The sequence below is a fragment of the Arthrobacter glacialis genome (genome assembly GCF_002909415.1).
Lineage (GTDB): Bacteria > Actinomycetota > Actinomycetes > Actinomycetales > Micrococcaceae > Specibacter > Specibacter glacialis.
In genome coordinates this window covers 126,485-148,627 of record NZ_PPXB01000005.1, presented here as the reverse complement: position 1 = coordinate 148,627, position 22,143 = coordinate 126,485, and the positions used below count along the sequence as shown (strand labels likewise).

Below are 22,143 nucleotides of genomic sequence, written 5' to 3'. Positions count from 1 at the left end.
GGCGATAGGATCACATCCGTGACTGATTACGACGACGACGTAGATTCCACCCAGGGCGGCGCCGCTGGCGCCGCCCTGGCGGGGAATAATAATCCAGTGGATTTGCCGCGCATTGAGGCTGCTGTCCGGGAAATCCTGCTGGCCATTGGCGAAGACCCGGAGCGCAGCGGTCTGATCGACACCCCCAAGCGTGTGGCCAAGGCGTATGCGGAAGTGTTCTCCGGGCTCCATAGCGATGCTGCCGAGATCCTGGGCACCACCTTTGACATTGCCCACCAGGAAATGGTGCTGGTGAAGGACATCCCGTTCTATTCCACCTGTGAACATCACCTGGTGCCGTTCCACGGCAGCGCCCACGTGGGCTACATCCCCGGCGATGACGGCCGCGTGACAGGCCTGAGCAAGCTGGCCCGGCTGGTGGATATTTACGCCAAACGGCCGCAAGTTCAAGAACGTCTCACCACCCAAATTGCCGAAGCGCTGGTTGAACACCTCAAACCACGCGGCGCCATAGTGGTCATTGAATGTGAACACATGTGCATGTCCATGCGTGGCGTGCGTAAACCAGGAGCCAAGACAGTCACCAGTGCTGTTCGCGGTTCGCTTCACGAGCCCGCAACCCGGGCCGAAGCCATGAGCCTGATTCTCGGAAGGTAGCCTCACACACCATGGATTCCCTCGCAGCAGGGCCCGGAACGGGCCCTGCCACATCCCCCCTGCCCGTTCTTCGGGCACGCAAATCAGTCGCGAGCTTTGCCGCCTTGCCCAAGGACCGCGCGGTGGTCATGGGGATCTTGAACTGCACCCCGGACTCCTTCAGCGACGGCGGTGAGTACAACTCCACCGAGACTGCCATTGCCCACGGCCTGCGCATGTTCTACGGCGGCGCCGACATCATCGACGTCGGTGGCGAGTCCACGCGCCCGGGCGCACAGGAGGTCGACGAGCTTGAGGAACAGCGCCGAATCCTGCCGGTTATCTCAACACTGGCCAAGGCCGGTGCCTTGGTGAGCGTTGACACCCGCCACGCCACCACGGCTGCCTTGGCATTGGATGCCGGTGCCGGGCTGATCAACGACGTCTCCGGCGCCCGCGTCCACCCGGACATGATCGCCTTGATTGCCCAACGCCAAGTGCCGTATGTGTTGATGCACAGCCGCGGTGATTCGCGCTCCATGGACTCGTTGACCCAGTACGCAGATGTTGTTGCCGAGGTTGTGCAGGAATTGAGCGCGGTTCGCGAAAAGTTCTATGCGGCAGGTGTCACGCCGGAAAACATCATTCTTGACCCGGGAATCGGCTTCTCCAAGAACGCCGAACAGAACTGGGAACTGCTGGCCAATCTGGACGTTGTTACCGCCATGGGCAACAAAGTTTTGCTGGGCACGTCCCGGAAGCGCTTCCTGGGCTCACTGCTGACGAGTGCCGGCAAGGCTGCGGCGCCCAAGGAGCGCGACGACGCCACCTCCGCCACCACCGCGCTGGCGGCTGCGCAGGGCATTTGGGGTGTCCGGGTGCACGACGTCGGCGCGAGCCTAGACGCTGCCAAGGTCGCCGCAAGGCTCCTGGCTGGCAAGCGCAGCCGTGCAGCGCGGCTGGAAGCTACCCAGCTCACGGACGCGGGTTCGCAGTGAACCGTTCCGACACCATCACCTTGACAAGTGTGACGGCCATTGGCTACCACGGCGTGTTTGAGCATGAAAAACGTGACGGGCAGCCGTTCATTACTGACGTTGTTCTGCACCTGGACGTCTCGGCCGCGGCCGAGACGGACGATTTGGCGAAGACAGCTGACTACGGCGCCGTGGCGGAGACAATCGTTGCCATGGTTACCGGCGAAGCCTTTGACTTGATTGAAACGCTGAGCGTTCGAACCGCTGAAAAGATTCTGGCCGACTTTGCACTGGTCGACGCCGTGGAAGTGACCATTCACAAGCCCAAGGCACCCATCCAGGTTCCTTTTGGTGATGTCAGCATTACAGTTTTCCGCACCCGTGAGCAGCTCCAAGACGCCCACGGGAGCCGGTGATGAGCCATGCCCGCCCGCTAACCCGCGCCATTTTGGCGCTGGGGAGCAACCTGGGTGAGCGTGCAGGAACACTTCAGAGCGCCGTCGGAGATCTGGTGGACCGCCCAGAAATGCGCCTGCACAACGTATCTCCGATTGTCACCACCAAGGCCGTGGGTGGACCCGGCGGGCAACCGGATTTCCTGAACATGGTCATAGCCGTTGACACCACTTTGGGGCCCTACGAGCTGCTGGCTCACTGCCAAGCCGTGGAGCTGGCCCACCACAGGACCCGTGAAGTGCGCTGGGGCGCCCGCACCCTCGATGTGGACATCATTTTGTACGGCGATCAAACAAGCGATGACCCAGTATTGACCCTTCCGCATCCGCGCGCAGCCGGGCGGGCGTTTGTGCTTTATCCGTGGTCGCTCATGGATCCGGGCGCAACGCTGGTGGGGCAGTTGGTGGCGCAGCTGGCCGCGGACGCCCCGGACATGGCAGGCATTGCCCATGTTCTCAACGCACCCATGGAACAGGGATCCTAGGAAGCGCCAGTGGCACGGCCAAGAATTGGCGTGCGCAAGAAGTCCAAACGGACAAAAAGCCAGTACGGTTAAATGATAAGTTCCAAAGCGAATCGGTGAGGCAACCATGAGAAGCACAATGCGGACCATCAGGCCTGCATGGCTAGTGGCCATCAGTATTGTTCTGGCAGTTCTTGGTTTCGTGGCCACGGAACTCACCTCCCGTGCCAGCCTGCCGCTGCCCGTGCTGCCACTGAGCTCAATGATCACCATGGGCCTGATAGCGGTTGTGTGCCTGATCCTTGGCCTGAAGGTGCGCCGCTGGCGTGATGGGAACAGGGAGAAAGCCCTTGACCCGCTCATGGCGGCCCGGACAGTGGTGCTGGCACAGGCCTGCGCCTATGCCGGTGCCGTACTGTTCGGCTGGCACACGGGCATTTTGATGGACCAGCTGCCCACCATCTCCATGCGCATTGACCTTGGTGTGATTTGGCAAATGGTTGCTCTCATGGCCGGGGCCCTGGTGATGGTTGTCGTTGGCGTTATTGTGGAGCGTTTTTGCAAGCTTCCCCCGGAAGACACCGAGCCACCAGTGAAGCCGCGTACCAAGCGTGAGGGGCGCGGGGAGGAAGAGTTTGCCTGAGCAACACAGCAGCGCCATTGACCCGGCCGACGTGAAATTCCTGCGAGTATCCGAAAAACTTGTTACAGCACGATTCATTGAGCGGGGAATTGTTGGGCTGATCCTCCTAGCCCTCACCTCCGTGCCGCTGATCCTGCGCCTCACAGACGTGTGGGGTGGGTACCCGGCATGGTTGGGGTGGGGCCTGCCAGCAGTAATTGCAATTTCCATCGTCTGGGAAATGATCCTGATACCGCGCCAGGTGCGGGCCATTGGCTACGCCGAGCGCAATGATGACCTGTTGATCCGCAGCGGCATCATGTTCCACCGCGTCATGGTGGTCCCGTACGGGCGCATGCAATACGTGGATGTCACCATGGGGCCGTTGGAACGAATGCTTGGCCTGAGCACCATCCACCTCCATACCGCCTCACCGGGCACCAACGCCTTGATCAACGGCCTGCCGGCGGGCGAGGCTGCACGGCTGCGGGAACAGCTCTCGGCCCGCGGTGAGGCGAAACTGGCCGGCTTGTGAGCAATCAACTTGTGAGCGAGCAACCCTTCACCACCGATGCCCCCGAATCCTGGCACCGTGTACACCCCGTCTCGCCCCTGGTGCGCGGCTGGGTAGCCGTGGTGGCAGTGCTTTTTATCTTCGGGCGCAACTCGCTGGAGACCTTGTTTTCCAGCAGCCTGGGCAATTCCGGACCGGGGCCTGGGGGAGCGCCGGCAGTGCTTGTGTTGGCAGTGGTGGGCGCCGCCGTCGTCATTTTCGGTGTGAGCTTTTTCCTGCAATGGCGCTTCACCCGCTACCAAGTGACCGATGAGCACGTTCATATCAATTCCGGGGTGATCTTCCGCCAGCAACGGCGTGCCCGGATTGACCGGGTCCAGGCCATCGATGTGGTGCAGCCGCTGGTGGCGCGGGCCTTTGGGCTGGCTGAGCTGAAGTTTGAAGTGGCCGACGGCGGCAAGTCGGCCATGAAGCTCTCCTTCCTCAAGCTTGCCGAGGCCAAGCGGTTGCGGGCGGCCATTCTTGCCAGGGCGGCGGGCGTGGTCATTGACCCGCAAGCGCCGCAGCACATACAGGAAGCGCCGGAAACACACATCCTGGCCCTGAAGCCCGCCCGGATCTTTGGGGCGGCAATTTTCTCCAGCACAACAGTTTTTGCCCTCATCGTGGTGGTCGCAAGCATCGTTGCGCTCGAATGGACCGGCCATCCCGGCATTCTGGTGGCCGCCATCCCCATCTTCATTGGCATTGGCGCCCAGTATTGGAAAACCATCACCGGCGATTTCAACTTCCGGGTGGCGGTTTCCCCTGACGGGGTGCGGCTGCACTACGGCATGCTGGAAACCCGTGCGCAAACCATCCCGCCCGGCCGGGTGCAGGCGGTGGGAATCAGTCAAGGCCCCATCTGGCGCCGCTTCGGCTGGTACCGGGTGCACGTCAACGTTGCCGGTTACGGTTCCGACGTCAGCGAGGGCGGCTCCCGCACCGTCATGCTGCCGGTAGGAACGCTTGATGAGGTCATGGCTGTCCTGGGTTTGGTGTTCCCCAACCCCGGTGTCGAGAACCCCTTCGAGGTGTTTGCCGCAGGCCTGCAGGGCCCGGGCAACGCCCAAGGCTTTGTGCACTCGCCGCGGTCGGCGCGGTGGATCGACCCCCTCGCCTGGCGGTACAACGCGTTCCGGGCCACCGACACAGCCCTGCTGTGCCGGCATGGGAGATTCTTCCGCAGGCTCCAAGTGGTCCCGCACGAGCGCACACAGTCCCTGGTCCTTGCGCAGGGGCCGCTCATGGCTGCGCTTGGTTTGGTGAACTTTGAATTGCACTCCACGGTTGGCCCCATCCGGCCCGTGGTGCACCATATGGCCTTGGCGGCAGGCCGGGCGCTGTTCGATGAACAAGCTGCCCGCGCAGCGACTGCCCGGCGCATCCACAACAGCGAACGGTGGCTGGCGCCGTCGGACACTGCGGCATCATCTCAACTGGATCTTTCGAAGGAGCACCAACGTGGCGATTAAGCCCGGCCGGCTAGGCATCGGAATCATTGGCGCCGGCAAAGTTGGGGCCGTCCTGGGGCATGCCCTCCGCGCTGCCGGGCACGCCGTGATTGGGGTTTCGGCAGTCTCCGAGGCCTCCAAGGAGCGTGCCGAGCTGTTGCTTCCGGGCGTGCCCGTGCTGGAGATCCAAGACATTGTGGAGCGGGCCGAACTGGTGCTGCTGGCGGTCCCGGATGATGCCTTGCCGGAGCTTGTCAGCGGGCTCGGCGCCATGGGCGCCTGGCAGGTGGGCCAGCTGGTGGCACATACCTCCGGCCGCTTTGGCACGGGTGTCCTGGCGCCTGTCAAGGACGCCGGCGGCATTGCGCTGGCACTGCATCCGGCCATGACTTTCACGGGCATGACCCTGGATTTGGCGCGCCTGGGCGATTGCTGTTTCGGTGTCACGGCGGATCCCGCCATGCTCCCCATTGCCCAGGCCCTGGTGGTGGAGATGGGGGCCGAGCCGGTGGTCATTGCGGAGGCGGACAGGGTCCTGTACCACGCGGCGTTGGCGCATTCGGCAAACCACATGGTCACCCTGGTGGCCCAGGCCGCCCAAATTTTGGCTGACATTGGCGTGGAGGCCCCCAACCAGGTGCTGGGCCCGCTGCTGCGTGCGGCCCTGGAAAACGCGTTGACCAGCGGTGAGTCGGCGCTGACGGGTCCCGTTGCCCGCGGCGACGTTGGCACCGTTGCCGCGCATTCGGCGGCCCTTCGCGAGCACGCCCTGGACACGGCATCCACTGATGTCCTGGACGCCTACCTGGCCATGTCCTCCGCCACGGCTGCCCGGGCTGCCAAGCGCAGGCTGCTCTCGGCAGAGGAGTATCTTGGTGTTCAGGCCGCGTTGAGTTCCGACGACGGCGAACCCGGCGTCCTCAGCTGACCCCCTCGATTTCGAAAGCGATTTTCATGAGCACCACACTTTGTACCTCCATTGCCGAGCTCAAGGCAGCCGCGGCGGCACTTTTGGCCCAGCGTACGGCTGGCAAAGGCGGCACACTCGGCCTGGTTCCCACCATGGGCGCGCTGCACTCCGGCCACGCGGAACTGGCCACAACAGCGGCGGCCGAAAACGACGTGGTGATTGCCACCGTGTTTGTGAATCCGCTGCAATTTGGCGACGCCACGGACTTGGCCAGATATCCGCGAACCACACAGGCTGATCTTGAATTGCTGGATCAGGCAGGTGTGGACTTCATGTTTGCGCCACCGGTGGAGGAGATGTACCCCCACGGAGAGCCCCTTATTCGGGTGACCGCCGGAACCATGGGCGAGCTGTATGAGGGTGCCTCCCGGCCCGGCCATTTTGACGGCGCCTTGACGGTTGTGGCGAAATTGCTGCACCTGGGCCGGCCGGAGACGGGTTTGGCGGCACCGGCAGCCGACGGACGTAGTGCCTACAGGGCGTATTTTGGCCAGAAGGATGCCCAGCAGCTGGCCCTGGTGCGCAAGATGGTCGCCGATTTGAACTTCCCCGTGGACATCGTGGGCGTGCCCACCGTGCGCGACGCCGACGGGCTGGCACTGTCCAGCCGGAACCGTTTCCTGTCCACGCAGGAACGCGAATCCGCGCTGGTCCTCTCCCGTGCGCTGCGGCTGCTGCAACGGCGTGCCGACGCCCGCGAGCCGCTGGACATCGTCTCCGTCCAGGACTTGGTGAATAGCGCCCCGGGTGTGGAACTGGACTATCTGGAAGTGGTGGACCCGGTGACGTTGGCCGTGCGTGCGGAGAACTGCCAGGACACCCCGTTCACGGGCCAGGCGTTGGCGCTCATCGCGGCCAAGGTGGGCCCGGTCCGGCTCATCGACAACATGCCCCTCGGTTAACTGCAGCTGTCGCCTGCCGAACGTACAGTAGTTGTTGATGTTTCCGTTAAACATCAACAACTACTGTACGTTCGGCAGGCGTTTCTGGCGTGGGGACTAGAGGCGGGCGGCCACTTCGGCCACTTCAGCCACTGTGGGGTACGCGGTTTGCGTACCCTTCTTGGTGGCGGCCAGGGCTGCAGCCACGGACGCGTAGTGCGCCGCATCAACCAAGGTGTCGCCAGCGGCCAAGCGGGCAGCAACACCGCCGGTGAAGGCGTCGCCGGCACCAGTGGTGTCGACGGCGTCAACGCGTGTTGGCGCAATGCGGGCCACCGGCTGGGCCGCATTGGTGGAATCCAACACCACCGAGCCCGCTGCACCCAAAGTCACCAGCACCTTGTTCAGCCCGCGGCTGGCGAACTTCTCCACTGCTCCAGCCCACGCACCGACCGGGGCGTCCGGGGCCGGCAGGTGGAAGCCGTCCAGGAACTGCGAGGCCTCATGGGCGTTGACGAGCAGGACGTCTGTCAGCCGCGCCAGCCCCTCGGTGACCGGAGCGTAGGGGGAGAGGTTCAGCAGGACTGTTGCTCCGGCGTCGTGCCCGGCCTGCGCCGCGGCCTGGACGGTGTCCAGGGAGACCTCCAGGCACAGGCAGACTACGCCAGCCCCCACAAACACGGCCGGGGACATGTCGGCGGGGGAAAGGGTGCCGTTGGCGCCCGCGTTAATGATGATGGAGTTCTCGCCGCTGTCCTCCACGGAGATGACGGCAACACCCGTGGGCTCCGCAACGCGTCGAACATGGCTGACGTCAACACCGGCACCCGCCGTGGAAGCCACCAGCATGTCGCCATTTGGGTCCTCACCCACAGCGCCCAGCAGGGTGACGTTGCCGCCCAGCTTGGCCGCGGAGACAGCCTGGTTGGCGCTCTTGCCGCCGGGGTTCACGGCAAAGCCGCTGCCGTGCAGGGTCTCCCCGGGGGAGGGGAGCCTTTCGCAGTAGATGGTCAGGTCGGCGTTCAGTGAACCGGCCACAACAATTCGCGCCGAGGTCATGCGGCAACCTCGGCATCAACGGGCTTGGGCACCAGCAGCGACGCGGCAAATGCTGCGGCCGTGATGGCCAGGGAAACAATGACCACTGTCAGGTAGGAGCCGTGGCCGCCCAGTGAGGTTGTCGCCACCAGAACGGCCGGCAGGATCAGGAAGCTGAGGCCCGCACCCAAGTTGAAGGCGCCGGCGTTCATGCCGGGCAGGAATCCGGGGTTTCCTTCGGGGGAGAGCACCACACCAAGGCCGTTGAGCATGATGTTTACGGTACCGGCGTACATGATGCCGAGCAAGACTGTGCCAACGATCATCATCGGCAGGCTGTTCAAGCCAAGGAAGCCGATAATGGCCAAGGCCACAATGCTGCCCAGCAGCCCGATCCGCAGCATCTTGGTATAGCCAATGACCGGCGCCAGGCGTCCCGTGATGGGACCAAAAAGCCAGCCCAACAGGGCGTACGGGGTCAAGATGAGCAGGCTCATCTGTGTTGCGCCAATGCCGAAGCCGGGGTCTGCGGCCTGCACAAACGCCGGAACAATGCCGTTGATGACGGCAAAGATGCCAGTCATTGTCAGGGTGGTTGTCAGCAGCGGGGCCCAGGTGGAGCGCTGGCGCAGGTGCACCGTCTCAACCATGGGGTGTGTGGACACCTTTTCAACTTTCCAGAAGGCCATGAACGACAGTACGGAGACCACGGCCAGTGCCAACGAGGTGACGAGCGGGAGCGTGGTTACCCCGCCAATGAGCTTGCTTGCCTCATTCAGGGCAGTCAACAGGGCGCCAACGGCCACCACAATGAAGAACACGCCCAGCCAGTCCATCTTGGTGCCCTCGCCGGGCTTGGATTCGCCGGCCAGGAGAGCAATCAAGACCACGGCAATCGCGGCGATGACAACCATGAGCCAGAAGATGCTGCGGAAGCCAAAGTGCTCGGCAAAGTAGCCGCCCACAAAGGAGTCAATGCCGGCGATGCCGCCGTTGACGGCCGTCACGAGGCCCATGAGGGCGCCATACTTCTTCGGGTCCTTGACTGCGGAGCGCAGCATGATCAGGCACAACGGAACGGTGGGGCCGCTGACGCCCTGGATGATGCGGCCAATGAAAAGCCAGGTGATGTCCGGGGCCATGGCGGAAATGATGGAACCGACGCCCATCATGACCATCATGCCGATGAGGACCTTCTTGCGCCCGATGATGTCACTCAGGCGCGGCAGGAACAGTGAAAAGACGGCCGCCGCGGTGAAGAACCAGGTTTGGGACAGGCCAATGGCTGCCTGGCTGGCGTTCAGTTCCTCGCCCATGGTGACCAGTGCGGGGCTGAGCATGGAGGCGTTGAGCTGGAACGCCACACAGGCCGTCAGCAGTGCAACCATCAAGGCGGTGATGTTGCCGGGCTTGCTCAGGACCTTTGTTGCCGCGGTGCTCATACGTCAACCTCGCCAATGCGAACGAGTGCGTCGGTGACCATGTTCCAGAACTTCTCGTGGTCCAGCGTCACGGCAACGGAGGTCTTGCAGTCCGCCGGGGCGGGAGCGCGGAAGTCGGCCACCGTCATGCCGAGCGTCAGTGTGCCGGTGAGCTCAATGTCCACGGGCACCTTTTGGGTGGTCATGACGGTGGGGTCAATGACGTAGGCGACGGCGCACGGGTCGTGGACGGGCGGGTAGTCGAAGCCCTGGGCGTCCTTGTACGTCTTCGTGAAGAACTCCATGAGTTCCATGACGAACTTGGCCGGCTTGGTGCCAACAGCCTCAATGGCCGCGCATACTTCCGGGGTTGCCAGTGCCTGGTGGGTCAAATCAAGGCCCACCATGACCACGGGCCAGCCCGCATTGAACACGATGTGGGCGGCCTCGGGGTCGATGATGATGTTGAATTCGGCCACGGGGCTCCAGTTGCCCACGTGGTAGCCGCCGCCCATGAGGACAACTTCCTTCACACGTTCCACAATGCGCGGCTCCTTGCGGGCGGCCATGGCGATGTTGGTCAACCCGGCCGTGGGGACCAGGGTGATGGTGCCGGGCTCGTGGGCCATGATGAGCTCAATGATGAGGTCGACGGCGTGGCGGGGGTCAAGTTCGATCGTGGACTCGGGCTGGGCGGGGCCGTCCATGCCGCTCTCGCCGTGAATGTCCGGCGCGGTTTCGATGGTCCGCACCAGGGGGCGGTCGCATCCTGCGGCGAACGGGACGCCCGTAATGCCTGCAATGGTGCCAACGCTCAAGGCGTTGCGGGTGACCTTTTCCAGGGTCTGGTTGCCCACCACTGTGGTCACGGCCAGCAGCTCAATGTTGGGATTGCCGTGAGCAAGCAGCAGGGCGACGGCGTCATCATGGCCGGGATCGCAGTCCAAGATGATCTTGCGGGGCTCTGTGGCTGACAGGGCGGTTTGTACTTCCGTGTTCACTTTTTCTCCACGTCGTTGGGGACCGTTCCGGAAAAGCCCGGAGCTGTGCGCAAGAGTAAGTGTGACATTCAAATCAGATCAACGTCAAGCGCTTAACGTGATTCACGTCAAGCGCTTAACGCGTTGCGCTTACGGCAAAGTGCGTTTGGCGGCTATACGATCATTCCATGCAACCGGCAACGACACCCCCATCCCGCAGCGCTGCCTCCACCCGAGTCACGGCAGCCATGGTCGCCACCCGGGCCGGCGTCTCAGCCGCCACGGTATCGCTCGTGACCAGCGGCAAGACGGCCGGTCGGGTGTCTAAGGAAAACATTGCCAAGGTTGCCGCTGCCGTTGATGAGCTGGGCTATGTTGTGGACGGCCTGGGCAGTTCCTTGGCCAAGGGGCGCAGCAACATTGTCATCCTGGTTGCCCCGGATGTGTCCAATCCCTTCTACGCCAAGGTCATTGCTGGCATTCGTGATGCCGTCGGGGACGAATACCAGCTGCTGCTCTCCGTAACAGAGGCCGGGCAGACGCCGGAGCCGGAGGACGTCAAAAACCTGCTGGCATTGCGCCCCGCGGGGCTTCTGGTTGAGGCGCCCAGTGCACGGTTCCTTGCGGAGCTTCGCTCGACAGGTCCCATGGTGCTTCTGGATACGGCGGGGATTGAAAGCGCGGCGCCGTCGGTTAATTTTGACGTGGCCAGCGGATCCCGCATGCTGGCCGACCATCTTGGCGAACAAGGGCACCGCAACGTTGCCTATCTGGACAGCGCCACTGGAACGGAAACGTTCCGCGTCCGGCGCGAAGCCTTTTGCCGGCACGCCTCGGGGCTCGGCGTTGATGTTGTGGCAACGGCCACCAGCACCATCGACGTTGGTGCTGCAGCGCTTGCCTTTGCGCAAGACTGGCCCGAGTGGGCCGCCAAGGGTGTGACTGCCGTGGTCTGTGCCACTGACACCCACGCCTACGGGGTCTTGCAGGAAGCCCGTGTTGTGGGGATTCGCGTGCCGGCTGAGCTGGCGGTTACGGGCTTTGATGACCTGCCTTATTCGGCAACATCCAATCCGGGGCTGACGACTGTTCACTTGCCCGCGATGGAGATGGGGCGGATGGCCGGGAAGCAATTGCGCCGACTCATGGAGGGTGAAGAAGTAGCCGTTGCACAGCTCACGCTCAACGGCACTCTGGTGGTCCGCGGCTCCACGGATGCCAGCGCCCGGGGGTGATCTTGGGTGCAATCCGGCCGTCATTCATATGGCACGGAGGATTCACCCAGAATCAACCACTAAACTGGTATCTCGTGAGCGCAGAAAATAACCCTTCCCCTGAACCCAGTGACGTCTCTGAGCAAATGCTCGTTCGTTTGGACAAGCGTGCCAAATTGCTTGAACGAGGCGAAGAGGCATACCCGGTAGGGGTGGCACGGACCCATACGTTGGAGGAAATCCGCGAGAAGTACCCCGAGCTGGAAGCCGACTCCAGCACCGGTGACATTGTGGGTGTCACGGGCCGCGTGGTGTTTGTGCGCAACACAGGAAAACTTTGCTTCGCCACCTTGCAGTCCGGCGCCGGCACCCGCCTGCAGGTCATGCTTTCCCTGGCCAATGTTGGCGAGATGTCACTGGCTGACTGGAAAGCGCTGGTTGACTTGGGCGACCATGTGTTTGTCAAGGGTGAAGTCATCAGCTCCCGCCGCGGCGAACTTTCCATCATGGCCGAAGAATGGCAGATGGCCTCCAAGGCCCTGCGCCCCCTTCCGGTATTGCACGCGGAATTGTCCGAGGAAATGCGCGTCCGTCAACGCTACGTTGATTTGATTGTTCGCGACACCGCCCGCCAGCAGGTCAAGATGCGCTCAGCGATTGTCAAAGCAATCCGGGACACTCTTCATGGCGAAGATTACATTGAACTTGAAACACCCATTTTGCAGTTGATTCATGGTGGCGCCTCGGCGCGTCCTTTCCATACGCATTTGAATGCCTTTGACCAGCCCATGACATTGCGTATTGCTATTGAGTTGTACCTCAAGCGTGCAGTGGTGGGCGGCATGGACAAGGTATTTGAAGTGGGGCGTATTTTCCGCAATGAAGGCGTTGATTCAACGCACAGCCCGGAATTCACCATGCTGGAGGCCTACGAAGCTTACGGTGATCAATTCACCATGGCCAAGACCATGCAGCGCATTATTCTGGCTGCGGCAGATGCCACGGGAACACGCGTGATCCAAAGTGCGCGCGGTGAGATTAACCTCGACGGCGAATGGCCCTGGCTCCCCGTTTACGAGGGCCTTTCCACTGCCGTGGGCCAGGAAATTACCCCTGACACAACCGCCGATCAATTGCGTGCCATTGCCGCTGATCGTGAGATAAAGATTGATGCGGCCTGGGATGCGCAGAAGCTCGTTACCGAGCTGTTTGGTGAAATTGTTGAGCCAACGCTTATTCAGCCCACCTTTGTTTGCGACTACCCGCCGTCGGCCCAGCCGTTGGCGCGCCAGCACCGCGACAAGCCCAATTTGATTGAGGCGTGGGACCTGGTCATTGACGGCAAGGAAACAGGAACGGCGTTTTCGGAACTTGTTGACCCTGTCATTCAGCGTGAGCGCCTGGCCGCCCAGTCGCTGGCCGCAGCAGCGGGAGATCCCGAGGCAATGCAATTGGATGAAGACTTTCTGCGCGCACTTGAATACGGCGCACCACCCATGGGTGGCCTCGGTTTAGGTGTGGACCGCCTCGTTATGCTCTTCACGGGTGTGGGAATCCGTGAAGCCATTCTTTTCCCCTTGATGAAACCAGAGTAGGAGCCGGCCGGTTATGGAATATGTTGCGGTTATCCTGCCTTCTTTAGGCGTTGGAGCTCTTTTTTACTTCGCCATGAAGGCAATATTCAACGCGGATCGCTCCGAGCGTGACGCGTTGGCGCAGGCTGAACGGGATGCCGATTCCAAACGCGAGCCCGGGGCTTAAATCAAGCATTTTTAACTAATTCTTTGACTCGAGTTAATTTTCGCACCATAATTGATAATGAAGTATTCATCAAACTATGTGAGGCGATTACTCCCCATGGCACAGAAAATTCATATCACGCTTGTAGACGATATCGATCAGAGCCCGGCAGATGAGAATGTCATCTTCGGACTGGATGGGATCAATTATGAGATTGATCTGTCCGCCGATAACGCCCAGGCTTTGCGCGATGCGCTGAGCAAATACATTGGTGCCGGCCGCCGCGCCGGTGGCCGGGCAGTTCGCGGCCGCGGACCGGCCGCCGCTGCCCCCAAGGGGGGCAGTGACGTAGCTGAGATCCGCGCCTGGGCACGTGAAAACGGCTATGACGTTCACGAGCGCGGCCGCATTCAGGCCGAAATTCGTGACGCCTACAACGCGGCAAAGGCATGATCCCCACCCGCTCCCACACCTCGCAAGCTCGGTGCGGGGCCCTCGCGGGCGTGGGCCCACAGTAGTTTCTTGGGGCGCTGGGGACCCCTGTACGACGGCGAGCTCACCACCTGTGGTGAGCTCGCCGTCGTCGTTTAAGCTTTCGGCGCCAGCAAATGTGGCGATTGTCTGGACCGGGAGGATTTGAAAAACGCTCTCCAAGTTGGTACTTTTTGTACTATTGGGGCTTTTCTGTGCGTTCGTAGTGCTACAAATTCCTAATTGTTCCCCGGCAATTCCGGAGATCCCCCTTCGCAGCGGCAGTTAGGTTCCTTTCCGTGATGACACCTGTTTTCTCCCGGTCAACGTATGAGTATCCGGGAAGGAGAACCCGTCGCACGCTCCGCCAGGGAATTGCCATGATGTTGGCGTTTGTGCTGGCCGTCGCAGGAATTACCGCTGGCGTGCAGCTCGCCACAAGCACCCCCGCGCAGGCCGACTACGCCAGCGGCGTGGGCCGGTACGCAGGATCCATCTACTGGTTTGACTGGACCAGCGCCACGGGCCTGACGAATGGCCAGCAGGTCAACAATGGAACCACGCTCACCGTGAATCCGCTGCCTGGCTACACCGTCACGGCAACGCTCTCAGAAGTCACTGCCTCGGCCAGCCGGAGCGTCCGGGCAACCCCGCAGGACGGAACTTATTCGGAGATCCGGCGAAACGGGTACAACACGGGCAATCAGTGGTCGGTTCTGACGCCAAACGCGGCAAATTCCCAGGCCACCTTTAAAGTCACCATGTCGGCCGTATTCAACGGCCGGCCCGTTCCTGTTGATGTCATTGCAGCCGACGGCGAAAGCGCCGGGCCGAGCGAACAAATCCGGTTCACTACCAATGGTGCGCCGTGGCAGAACATTGACAACACGACGCGCGCAGGTGCCGTCATGTGGCGCCAAAACAACTTCGGTTTGGGTGTCAATGGTGGTTTTGGCACGCAGACCATGGGCAACTGGATCACAGACATCGGCAGCGCTGCAGGTGTGGCTCCCATCGGTGTTTCCATGGGGCCGCGACTGGGCAACGGTCAGCCCAGTGCACCCACCGAGGTGACTGTCGCCATCAACTCCTCCGGACTTCAGAACGTCATGTTGGGCCTCATGCTCCCGGTGGAACGCGGTGACGCACCAACAAGCTTCGGCGATGCCTCCCACCTGCTTTCCTGGACCCCACAGGGAAGCATCAACCAGGCACGCATTGCCACCGGGCAAGCGGGCGCCCCGGGTGTGCTGTTCAATGGCGGCGCCACACCCTACCTGGGCAGTGTTGCCCCGGACGGGGAAGCCGCAACACGCGACGCCGCGTGGGTCAACTGGGTGACGGATGAAAAGACTCCGGCCGGCGCCGGTGATGAGGGCGGAACCCAGCTCACAGGCCTTGCCGGCAGTGGTTTCCCGGCCTTGAAACGCTGCGAAAATACCTACAGCGTCACGGCCATCGCGAAAAATGCCAATGGCATGCCGGCTTCGGCCTGGATGGACTGGAACAACAACGGCGCATTCGAGGCCGGCGAGAAGTCTGCCGCGGCCATGGTTGCCAATGAGCAGGTGACCTTCAGCTGGGCACACGCGCCCATTTCCGGCACGACTGCCGGTGTGGGGGCGCGGTTCAGGATCGCCACGGCGCCAAGTGACATTGCGGACCCCACAGGCTCAGCCCTGGACGGTGAAGTTGAGGACTACCTCATTCCCGTCGCGGACTGCCCTTCCATCAGTGTGGTGAAATCGGCCAACACGAACAGTGTTGGCGCCGTTGGGGAAACCGTCAGCTACAGCTTCTCCGTCACCAACACCGGTGACGTGGCGTTGAGCAACGTTGTTGTCAACGATGCCAAAGTCTCGGCAACGCCGCTGCCCGTCACACCGGCAATCCTTGCCGCAGGTGCCACCGGCACGGCCACGGCCAGCTACCAAGTCACCCAGGCCGACATTGATGCGGGCCTCCTGTCCAACACGGCCACGGCTGGGGGCACCCCGCCCACCGGCGCTGCCGTGAGCTCAACCCCATCCACTAAAAATGTGACAACCCCGGCCCGTACTTCGGCCCTGACCGTCGCCAAGAGCGCAGACAGGACCATGTTCGGCAGTCTGGGTGAGGTGATTCGCTACACCTTCACCGTGCGGAACACCGGAAACACAACACTGGCAAGTGCCACCGTTAGCGATCCGCGCGCAGGCGCTACGGCTCTTGCCGTGGTCCCCGTCTCGCTGGCACCCGGGCAAAGTGGGACCGCCTTCGTGGACTATACGGTGACGCAGGCGGACGTTCTCGCGGGCTCGATCAGCAATGTTGCCACGGCCACGGCCACCCCGCCGGCCACTGCAACGCCGATCCAACCTGTTTCCTCCAATGAAGTGGTCATTCCCCGCCAGAATCCCGCGTTGACACTTGTTAAGGCTGCGGCCGAAGGCGATTTTGATGCTGTCGGTGACACACTCAACTACACCTTCACCGTGACTAACAGCGGAAACGTGCCACTCACCGGGGTTTCGGTGTCCGATCCTCGAATCGGCGCCACAACCCTGGCGGTCACGCCGTCGACCCTTGCCCCGGGCCAGGTGGGCACGGCAACGGCTGTCTACACCGTCACCCAGGCGGACCTTAACAACGGCGCAGTGATCAACACCGCCACCGTGTCGGGCACCCCGCCCGTCGGCAGTCCGGCACTGCCGACCATCTCCTCCAACGTGGTCACGGTTCCAGCCGTCCAGACGCCATCCCTGACGCTGGGCAAATCCAGTGCCACCACAGAGTACGCCACCGTTGGGCAGCGGATCAGCTACGTGCTGGATGTGCGCAATAACGGAAATGTGGATGTTTCGGAGATTGTCCTCAACGACCCCCGCATCGGTGCCGCGAACGTGGCCCTGAACCCGGCAACACTGCAGCCCGGCGGGACCGGACAGCTGAGCATCAGCCACACCGTCACCCAGGCAGACCTGGATGCAGGCAAGATCGTCAACACGGCAACCGTCTCAGGAACCGGACCCAAGGGCCAGGCCGTTGGTCCTGTCTCCTCCAACACCGTCACCATTCCTGCGGATCAGAATCCCTCCTTGCAGGTGGTCAAGTCGCTCAAGCAGAGCGCGTTTGCTGCAGCCGGCGACGTCCTTGACTACACCTTCACCGTCACCAACAACGGCAACGTCACCATGAACGATGTGGCAGTGGCGGATGCCCGCATTGGTGTGGGCTCCGTGGCGGTAACCCCGGCCACGCTGGCACCGGGCCAGACCGGAACGGCTACTGCCAACTACACGGTCAAGCAGGCCGATGTAGACGCCGGCCGGATCAGCAACATTGCCTCCGTGGTGGGAAAGCAGCCCGGCGCAGAGCTTCCGATTGCTCCCATGCCCTCCAACGAGATTGTGGTAACGGCTCCGGCCAATCCTGCAATGACGTTCGTCAAGAGCGCTGACAAGGAGAAGTTCGCTGCAGCCGGCGAGAAGATCAACTACACCTTCAGGGTCACCAACACCGGAAATGTGACCTTGTCCCAGCTGACTGTCACCGACCCCCGCGTCGGCGTACCGAGCATCGCCGTCACTCCGGCAAGCCTGGCTCCGGGGGCCTCCGGGACAGCCACTGTGGAGTATGTGGTGACACAAGCTGATGTGGATGCCGGTGTCGTCAAGAACATCGCCACGGTGGCCGGATCTGCCCCAGCCGGAGGCGAGCCGTTGAAGGTTCCCTCCAACGAGGTGGCCCTTCCCGCCGTGCAGGCATCAGCCCTGAACATCAAGAAGTCCGCAACTGTCACCGCGCTGCCCAAGGTTGGCGAGAACATCACCTACCAGTTTGTTGTCACGAACACGGGCAACACAACGATTGCCAATGTCACGGTTGCCGATGAAAAGGTCGACGCCGGGACCCTCACCTTTGGCGGGAAGGCTGTTGCGGCGCCGTCGGGCATTACGCTGGCTCCCACGGAGCAGGCAATCTTCCAGGCCACCCACAAGGTGACCCAGGCAGATGTTGATGCCGGGGACGTGGTCAACACTGCCACGGCCACGGGCGTCCCGCCGCTGGGCAATCCGCCGGTGGAGTCCACGCCTGACACCGTCAATTTGCCGGGCACCGCCGAGCCGGCGCTGACCGTTCAAAAGAGTGCAAATGCGAGCGACTTTGCCGAGGTGGGACAGGCGCTGGAGTACAGCTTCACTGTCACCAACACTGGCAACGTCACCATGTCAGGGATTACCGTGGCCGATCCCCGCATTGGCGCGGAAGACCTTGAGGTGACGCCTTCCAGTCTTGCCCCGGGCCAGAGTGGGACGGCACAGGCCAAGTACACGGTGACGCAGGATGACCTTGATTCCGGCGCCATTGTGAACACTGCTTCCACCACAGGCACGCCGCCGCGAGGCACGGAGCCGATCGTGGCAGTTCCTTCCAACACGCTCACCACTCCTGCTGTGCAAAAACCGGCCATGACAGTTCTCAAGTCGGCCAAGCAGAAGACCTTCGAGAAGGCAGGACAGACCCTGGAGTTCAGTTTCCTTGTGAGCAACACCGGTAACGTGACGCTGACAAACGCCACTGTTACGGACGCCCGCATCGGTGTGGACAAACTGGGCGTTGGGGTTCTGGCGCCGGGTCAGTCCGCAACGGTGAGTGCCAAATATGTCACTACCGAAGCTGATGTGAAGGCCGGCAAGGTGGTCAACACGGCAACCACCACGGCGCTTGTGGCCAAGACTGCCAATCCACTGCCGCCGGTGGCGTCAAACACCGTAACGGTGAAGCTGGGCAAGCCTCTGGCCAGCACCGGCGCCACCTCCATGGTGTTCGCCTTGGGCGGAGCGCTGCTGTTGGCGGGCGGATTGCTATTCATGCAATTTAGCCGCCGGCGCACCCGCAGCTAGCCCCACCCAGCCATGAACGACGGCGAGATCACCACACACGGTGATCTCGCCGTCGCACTTTAAGCACACAATCGAAGCAAAGTACACCAACTTGCTATTTCCCCTGTGGCGAACACGGCCCCATAGTGGCCGGGTACTGCGTAGCATCAAAGTACGCAGTAAAAGGAGTGTGGCGAAATGTTTGAGCGATTTACTGATCGAGCCCGACGTGTTGTTGTGCTGGCCCAAGAAGAGGCCCGCATGCTCAACCACAATTACATCGGCACGGAGCATATTCTGCTCGGCCTCATCCACGAGGGTGAAGGTGTTGCCGCAAAGGCCTTAGAGTCCTTGAACATCTCCCTTGATGGTGTCCGGGAACAGGTCCAAGAGATTATTGGCCAGGGGCAGCAAGCTCCCAGCGGGCACATTCCCTTCACCCCGCGCGCCAAGAAAGTCCTGGAACTTTCGCTGCGTGAGGCCCTGCAATTGGGCCACAACTACATTGGCACCGAGCACATCCTGCTGGGGCTAATCCGTGAAGGTGAAGGCGTCGCAGCGCAGGTGCTGGTCAAGCTCGGTGCCGACCTGGCCCGTGTGCGCCAGCAGGTCATCCAGCTGCTCTCCGGCTACCAGGGCAAAGAGCCTGCAGCCAGCGGTGGCGGCCAGCCTGAAGGTCAGCCCGCCGGCTCCGTGGTTCTGGACCAGTTTGGCCGCAACCTGACCCAGGCAGCCCGGGAAAACAAACTCGACCCTGTTATTGGGCGCGAGCATGAGATGGAACGCGTCATGCAGATCCTCTCCCGCCGCACCAAGAACAACCCTGTGCTCATTGGTGAGCCGGGCGTGGGCAAGACAGCTGTTGTGGAAGGTCTGGCGCAGGCCATTGTGCGCGGCGACGTGCCCGAGACCATCAAGGACAAGCAGCTGTACACCCTTGACCTTGGTTCGCTGGTTGCCGGTTCACGCTACCGCGGTGACTTTGAGGAGCGCCTGAAGAAGGTCCTCAAGGAAATCCGCACCCGTGGTGACATCATCTTGTTCATCGATGAGATCCACACACTTGTTGGTGCCGGTGCGGCCGAAGGTGCCATTGATGCTGCATCCATCCTCAAGCCCATGCTGGCTCGCGGGGAACTGCAGACCATTGGTGCCACAACGCTCGATGAGTACCGCAAGCACATTGAAAAGGATGCGGCCCTGGAACGACGTTTCCAGCCCATCCAGGTGCAGGAACCCACAGTTCCGCTGACCATTGAGATCCTCAAGGGCCTGCGTGACCGCTACGAGGCGCACCACCGTGTCTCCATCACAGATGGTGCCCTGAGCGCTGCTGCCACATTGGCGGACCGGTACATCAGTGACAGGTTCCTGCCTGACAAGGCCATTGACTTGATCGATGAGGCAGGTGCGCGTCTGCGCATTCGCCGCATGACGGCGCCGCCCGAGCTCAAGGCCATGGATGTTGAAATTGCCGTGGTCAAGAAGCGCAAGGAAGACGCCATTGACGCCCAGGACTTTGAGGGGGCCGCTGCGCTGCGCGACGACGAGCAGAAGCTCATTGTTGCCCGCGCTGACAAGGAGCGCCTCTGGAAGACCGGTGGCTTGGATGAAATCTCCGAGGTGGATGAAGAACTCATCGCCGAGGTGCTTGCCAACTCCACAGGCATCCCCGTCTTCAAGCTGACCGAGGCCGAGTCCACGCGTCTGCTCAAGATGGAAGACGAGCTGCACAAGCGTGTGGTTGGTCAGAATGAGGCCATCAAGTCCATCTCGCAGGCCATCCGACGCACCCGATCAGGGTTGAAGGATCCCAAGCGCCCCGGCGGCTCATTCATCTTTGCCGGCCCCACGGGTGTTGGTAAGACTGAGCTGGCCAAGGCTCTTGCCGAGTTCCTCTTCGGTGACGAAGACGCACTCATCACCTTGGACATGTCCGAGTACTCGGAAAAGCACACCGTTTCCCGTTTGTTCGGTGCACCTCCTGGCTATGTTGGCTACGAGGAAGGTGGGCAGCTGACCGAGAAGGTCCGCCGTCGCCCGTTCTCCGTAGTGCTCTTCGATGAGGTTGAAAAGGCGCACGCCGACCTGTTCAACTCCTTGTTGCAGATCCTGGAAGATGGCCGTCTCACCGACAGCCAGGGCCGTGTGGTGGACTTCAAGAACACCATCATCATCATGACCACCAACCTGGGGACGCGCGATATTTCCAAGTCGATCGCCACTGGCTTCCAGCAGGGTTCGGACACGCAGACCGGCTACAACCGGATGCGGGCACGGGTCACCCAAGAGCTCAAGCAGCACTTCCGCCCCGAGTTCTTGAACCGTGTGGATGACGTTGTGGTGTTCCCGCAGCTCACCCAGGACGAGATCATCGAGATCGTTGACCTGATGGTGGCACGCCTGGAGGCCCGTCTGGCTGACAAGGGCATGGGCATTGTGCTCACACCCGCAGCCAAGATCCTGCTCGCCACCAAGGGCTACGACCCCGCCATGGGTGCACGGCCGCTGCGCCGCACCATCCAGCGCGAGATCGAGGACCACCTCTCGGAGAAGATCCTCTTCGGCGAACTCAAGGACGGGGACATTGTCACCGTTGGAGTTGAGGGCGAGGGCGACGACGCCAAGTTCACGTTCGTGGGCACGGCCAAGCCGCACATCCCGGACGCCATCACAGCCTCCGCATAGCGAAACACAATAAAGGGCGCACAAGCTGCACAGCTTGTGCGCCCTTTATTTTTTGCACGGCGGGCCGAGTGGGGCTCAAGGGTGCCCGTCACAGGAGCGCCGCCAAGGGTCATAGACTAATCCAGTGACTTCAGCTCTAACTATTCGCCCCGCACGCACCTCAGACGTCCACGCCATCAAGGACCTGGTGGCGCCGCTGGCCGAGAAGCGAATCTTGATCTCCAAGGAGTCCGTCACCTACTTTGAAGGCATCCAGGAATTCCTCATAGCGGAGATCGACGGCGAGACGGTTGGCTGCGGTGCCCTGCACGTCATGTGGGAAGACCTCGCCGAAATCCGGACGCTCGCCAGCGCCGACGCCTGGCGCGGCAAAGGGATTGGCCGCACGCTGGTGGAGCAGCTCCTGGAGCGGGCCCGGGCTCTGGGGGTCAGCCGAGTATTCTGCCTAACCTTTGAAGTTGATTTCTTCATCCGGCACGGCTTTGAAGTCATGGCCGATCAGGGTGCGATAGATCCGGCAGTTTACTCAGAGCTGCTGCGCTCCGCCGATGAGGGTGTTGCCGAATTCCTTGACCTGGCCAGGGTCAAACCCAACACGTTGGGCAACACGCGGATGATCCGCCACCTCTAGGAGCCAGCGGCTGCCTGGCCGAAACAGTTTCCGTGCCCGGTGCAGCCCCTAGCAACAGGCAATCTCCCCGGGTAGGGTTCAAG

Annotated in this window: 19 protein-coding genes; 16 read left to right on the top strand and 3 right to left on the bottom strand. The window is 62.0% G+C overall.

The features are described 5' to 3' along the window. The first annotated feature begins 18 nt into the window (after positions 1–18). The 9 genes from folE to panC all read left to right on the top strand — a co-directional run bounded on the left by folE (position 19) and on the right by panC (position 7,033). Positions 19–657: a GTP cyclohydrolase I FolE gene (gene folE / locus CVS28_RS07615; protein WP_207797175.1), complete on the top strand. Its 639-nt coding sequence runs from the start codon at positions 19–21 to the stop codon at positions 655–657. Positions 658–668: 11 nt separating this feature from the next. Next, positions 669–1,634: a dihydropteroate synthase gene (gene folP, locus CVS28_RS07610; RefSeq protein ID WP_103481154.1), complete on the top strand. Its 966-nt coding sequence runs from the start codon at positions 669–671 to the stop codon at positions 1,632–1,634. Then, complete coding sequence (folB, locus tag CVS28_RS07605) at positions 1,631–2,029, top strand: dihydroneopterin aldolase (RefSeq protein WP_103465258.1); 399 nt, start codon at positions 1,631–1,633, stop codon at positions 2,027–2,029. Before folP ends, folB begins: the two co-directional genes overlap by 4 nt. Continuing rightward, positions 2,029–2,553, top strand: coding sequence for a 2-amino-4-hydroxy-6-hydroxymethyldihydropteridine diphosphokinase (gene folK, locus CVS28_RS07600; RefSeq protein ID WP_103465259.1), 525 nt, complete (start codon positions 2,029–2,031; stop codon positions 2,551–2,553). The genes folB and folK overlap by 1 nt, the downstream gene beginning before the upstream one ends. A gap of 106 nt (positions 2,554–2,659) precedes the next feature. Next, entirely contained in the window at positions 2,660–3,175 is a 516-nt protein-coding gene (locus tag CVS28_RS07595) for a DUF3180 domain-containing protein (protein ID WP_243399759.1), read from the top strand. After that, positions 3,168–3,689 carry a PH domain-containing protein gene (locus CVS28_RS07590; RefSeq protein WP_103465261.1) on the top strand — a complete coding sequence of 174 codons (522 nt, stop codon included), beginning with the start codon at positions 3,168–3,170 and terminating at the stop codon, positions 3,687–3,689. Before CVS28_RS07595 ends, CVS28_RS07590 begins: the two co-directional genes overlap by 8 nt. A gap of 11 nt (positions 3,690–3,700) precedes the next feature. After that, entirely contained in the window at positions 3,701–5,182 is a 1,482-nt protein-coding gene (locus CVS28_RS07585) for a PH domain-containing protein (RefSeq protein WP_243399758.1), read from the top strand. Then, positions 5,172–6,089 (top strand): Rossmann-like and DUF2520 domain-containing protein, encoded by a 918-nt coding sequence (locus CVS28_RS07580; RefSeq protein ID WP_165788094.1) that lies wholly within the window; start codon positions 5,172–5,174, stop codon positions 6,087–6,089. The genes CVS28_RS07585 and CVS28_RS07580 overlap by 11 nt, the downstream gene beginning before the upstream one ends. Positions 6,090–6,115: 26 nt before the next feature. Beyond that, entirely contained in the window at positions 6,116–7,033 is a 918-nt protein-coding gene (gene panC, locus CVS28_RS07575) for a pantoate--beta-alanine ligase (protein WP_103481150.1), read from the top strand. Between the two features lie 96 nt (positions 7,034–7,129). Here the strand turns inward: panC and CVS28_RS07570 are convergent, their stop codons facing one another. The 3 genes from CVS28_RS07570 to uriH are packed head-to-tail and all read right to left on the bottom strand — an operon-like array spanning position 7,130 to position 10,472. Then, the gene (locus tag CVS28_RS07570) at positions 7,130–8,071 is read right to left on the bottom strand and encodes a ribokinase (RefSeq protein ID WP_103481149.1); all 942 of its coding nucleotides are present in this window, start codon (positions 8,069–8,071) and stop codon (positions 7,130–7,132) included. Next, positions 8,068–9,492 (bottom strand): uridine transporter UriT, encoded by a 1,425-nt coding sequence (gene uriT / locus CVS28_RS07565; protein WP_103465266.1) that lies wholly within the window; start codon positions 9,490–9,492, stop codon positions 8,068–8,070. The genes CVS28_RS07570 and uriT overlap by 4 nt, the downstream gene beginning before the upstream one ends. Continuing rightward, positions 9,489–10,472 carry a uridine-preferring nucleoside hydrolase UriH gene (uriH, locus tag CVS28_RS07560; protein WP_103465267.1) on the bottom strand — a complete coding sequence of 328 codons (984 nt, stop codon included), beginning with the start codon at positions 10,470–10,472 and terminating at the stop codon, positions 9,489–9,491. Before uriH ends, uriT begins: the two co-directional genes overlap by 4 nt. A gap of 167 nt (positions 10,473–10,639) precedes the next feature. On the opposite strand from uriH, the gene CVS28_RS07555 reads away from it, so the two are divergent. The 7 genes from CVS28_RS07555 to CVS28_RS07530 all read left to right on the top strand — a co-directional run bounded on the left by CVS28_RS07555 (position 10,640) and on the right by CVS28_RS07530 (position 22,060). Beyond that, positions 10,640–11,686, top strand: coding sequence for a LacI family DNA-binding transcriptional regulator (locus CVS28_RS07555; protein ID WP_243399757.1), 1,047 nt, complete (start codon positions 10,640–10,642; stop codon positions 11,684–11,686). 125 nt (positions 11,687–11,811) lie between these two features. Beyond that, positions 11,812–13,260: a lysine--tRNA ligase gene (lysS, locus tag CVS28_RS07550; RefSeq protein WP_103465269.1), complete on the top strand. Its 1,449-nt coding sequence runs from the start codon at positions 11,812–11,814 to the stop codon at positions 13,258–13,260. A 13-nt stretch (positions 13,261–13,273) separates the two neighbouring features. After that, positions 13,274–13,426 (top strand): hypothetical protein, encoded by a 153-nt coding sequence (locus tag CVS28_RS19640; RefSeq protein WP_165788098.1) that lies wholly within the window; start codon positions 13,274–13,276, stop codon positions 13,424–13,426. Between the two features lie 96 nt (positions 13,427–13,522). Further along, positions 13,523–13,858, top strand: a complete 336-nt coding sequence (locus tag CVS28_RS07545; protein ID WP_103465270.1) for a histone-like nucleoid-structuring protein Lsr2 — start codon at positions 13,523–13,525, stop codon at positions 13,856–13,858. Between the two features lie 398 nt (positions 13,859–14,256). Next, on the top strand, positions 14,257–18,762 hold the full coding sequence (locus tag CVS28_RS07540; RefSeq protein WP_165788097.1) for a CshA/CshB family fibrillar adhesin-related protein: 4,506 nt from the start codon (positions 14,257–14,259) through the stop codon (positions 18,760–18,762). 177 nt (positions 18,763–18,939) lie between these two features. Continuing rightward, on the top strand, positions 18,940–21,429 hold the full coding sequence (locus CVS28_RS07535; RefSeq protein WP_103465272.1) for an ATP-dependent Clp protease ATP-binding subunit: 2,490 nt from the start codon (positions 18,940–18,942) through the stop codon (positions 21,427–21,429). A gap of 124 nt (positions 21,430–21,553) precedes the next feature. Continuing rightward, a complete protein-coding gene (locus CVS28_RS07530) occupies positions 21,554–22,060 on the top strand; it encodes an amino-acid N-acetyltransferase (RefSeq protein ID WP_103465273.1) in 507 nt (168 codons plus the stop codon). The last annotated feature ends 83 nt before the right edge of the window (positions 22,061–22,143 follow it).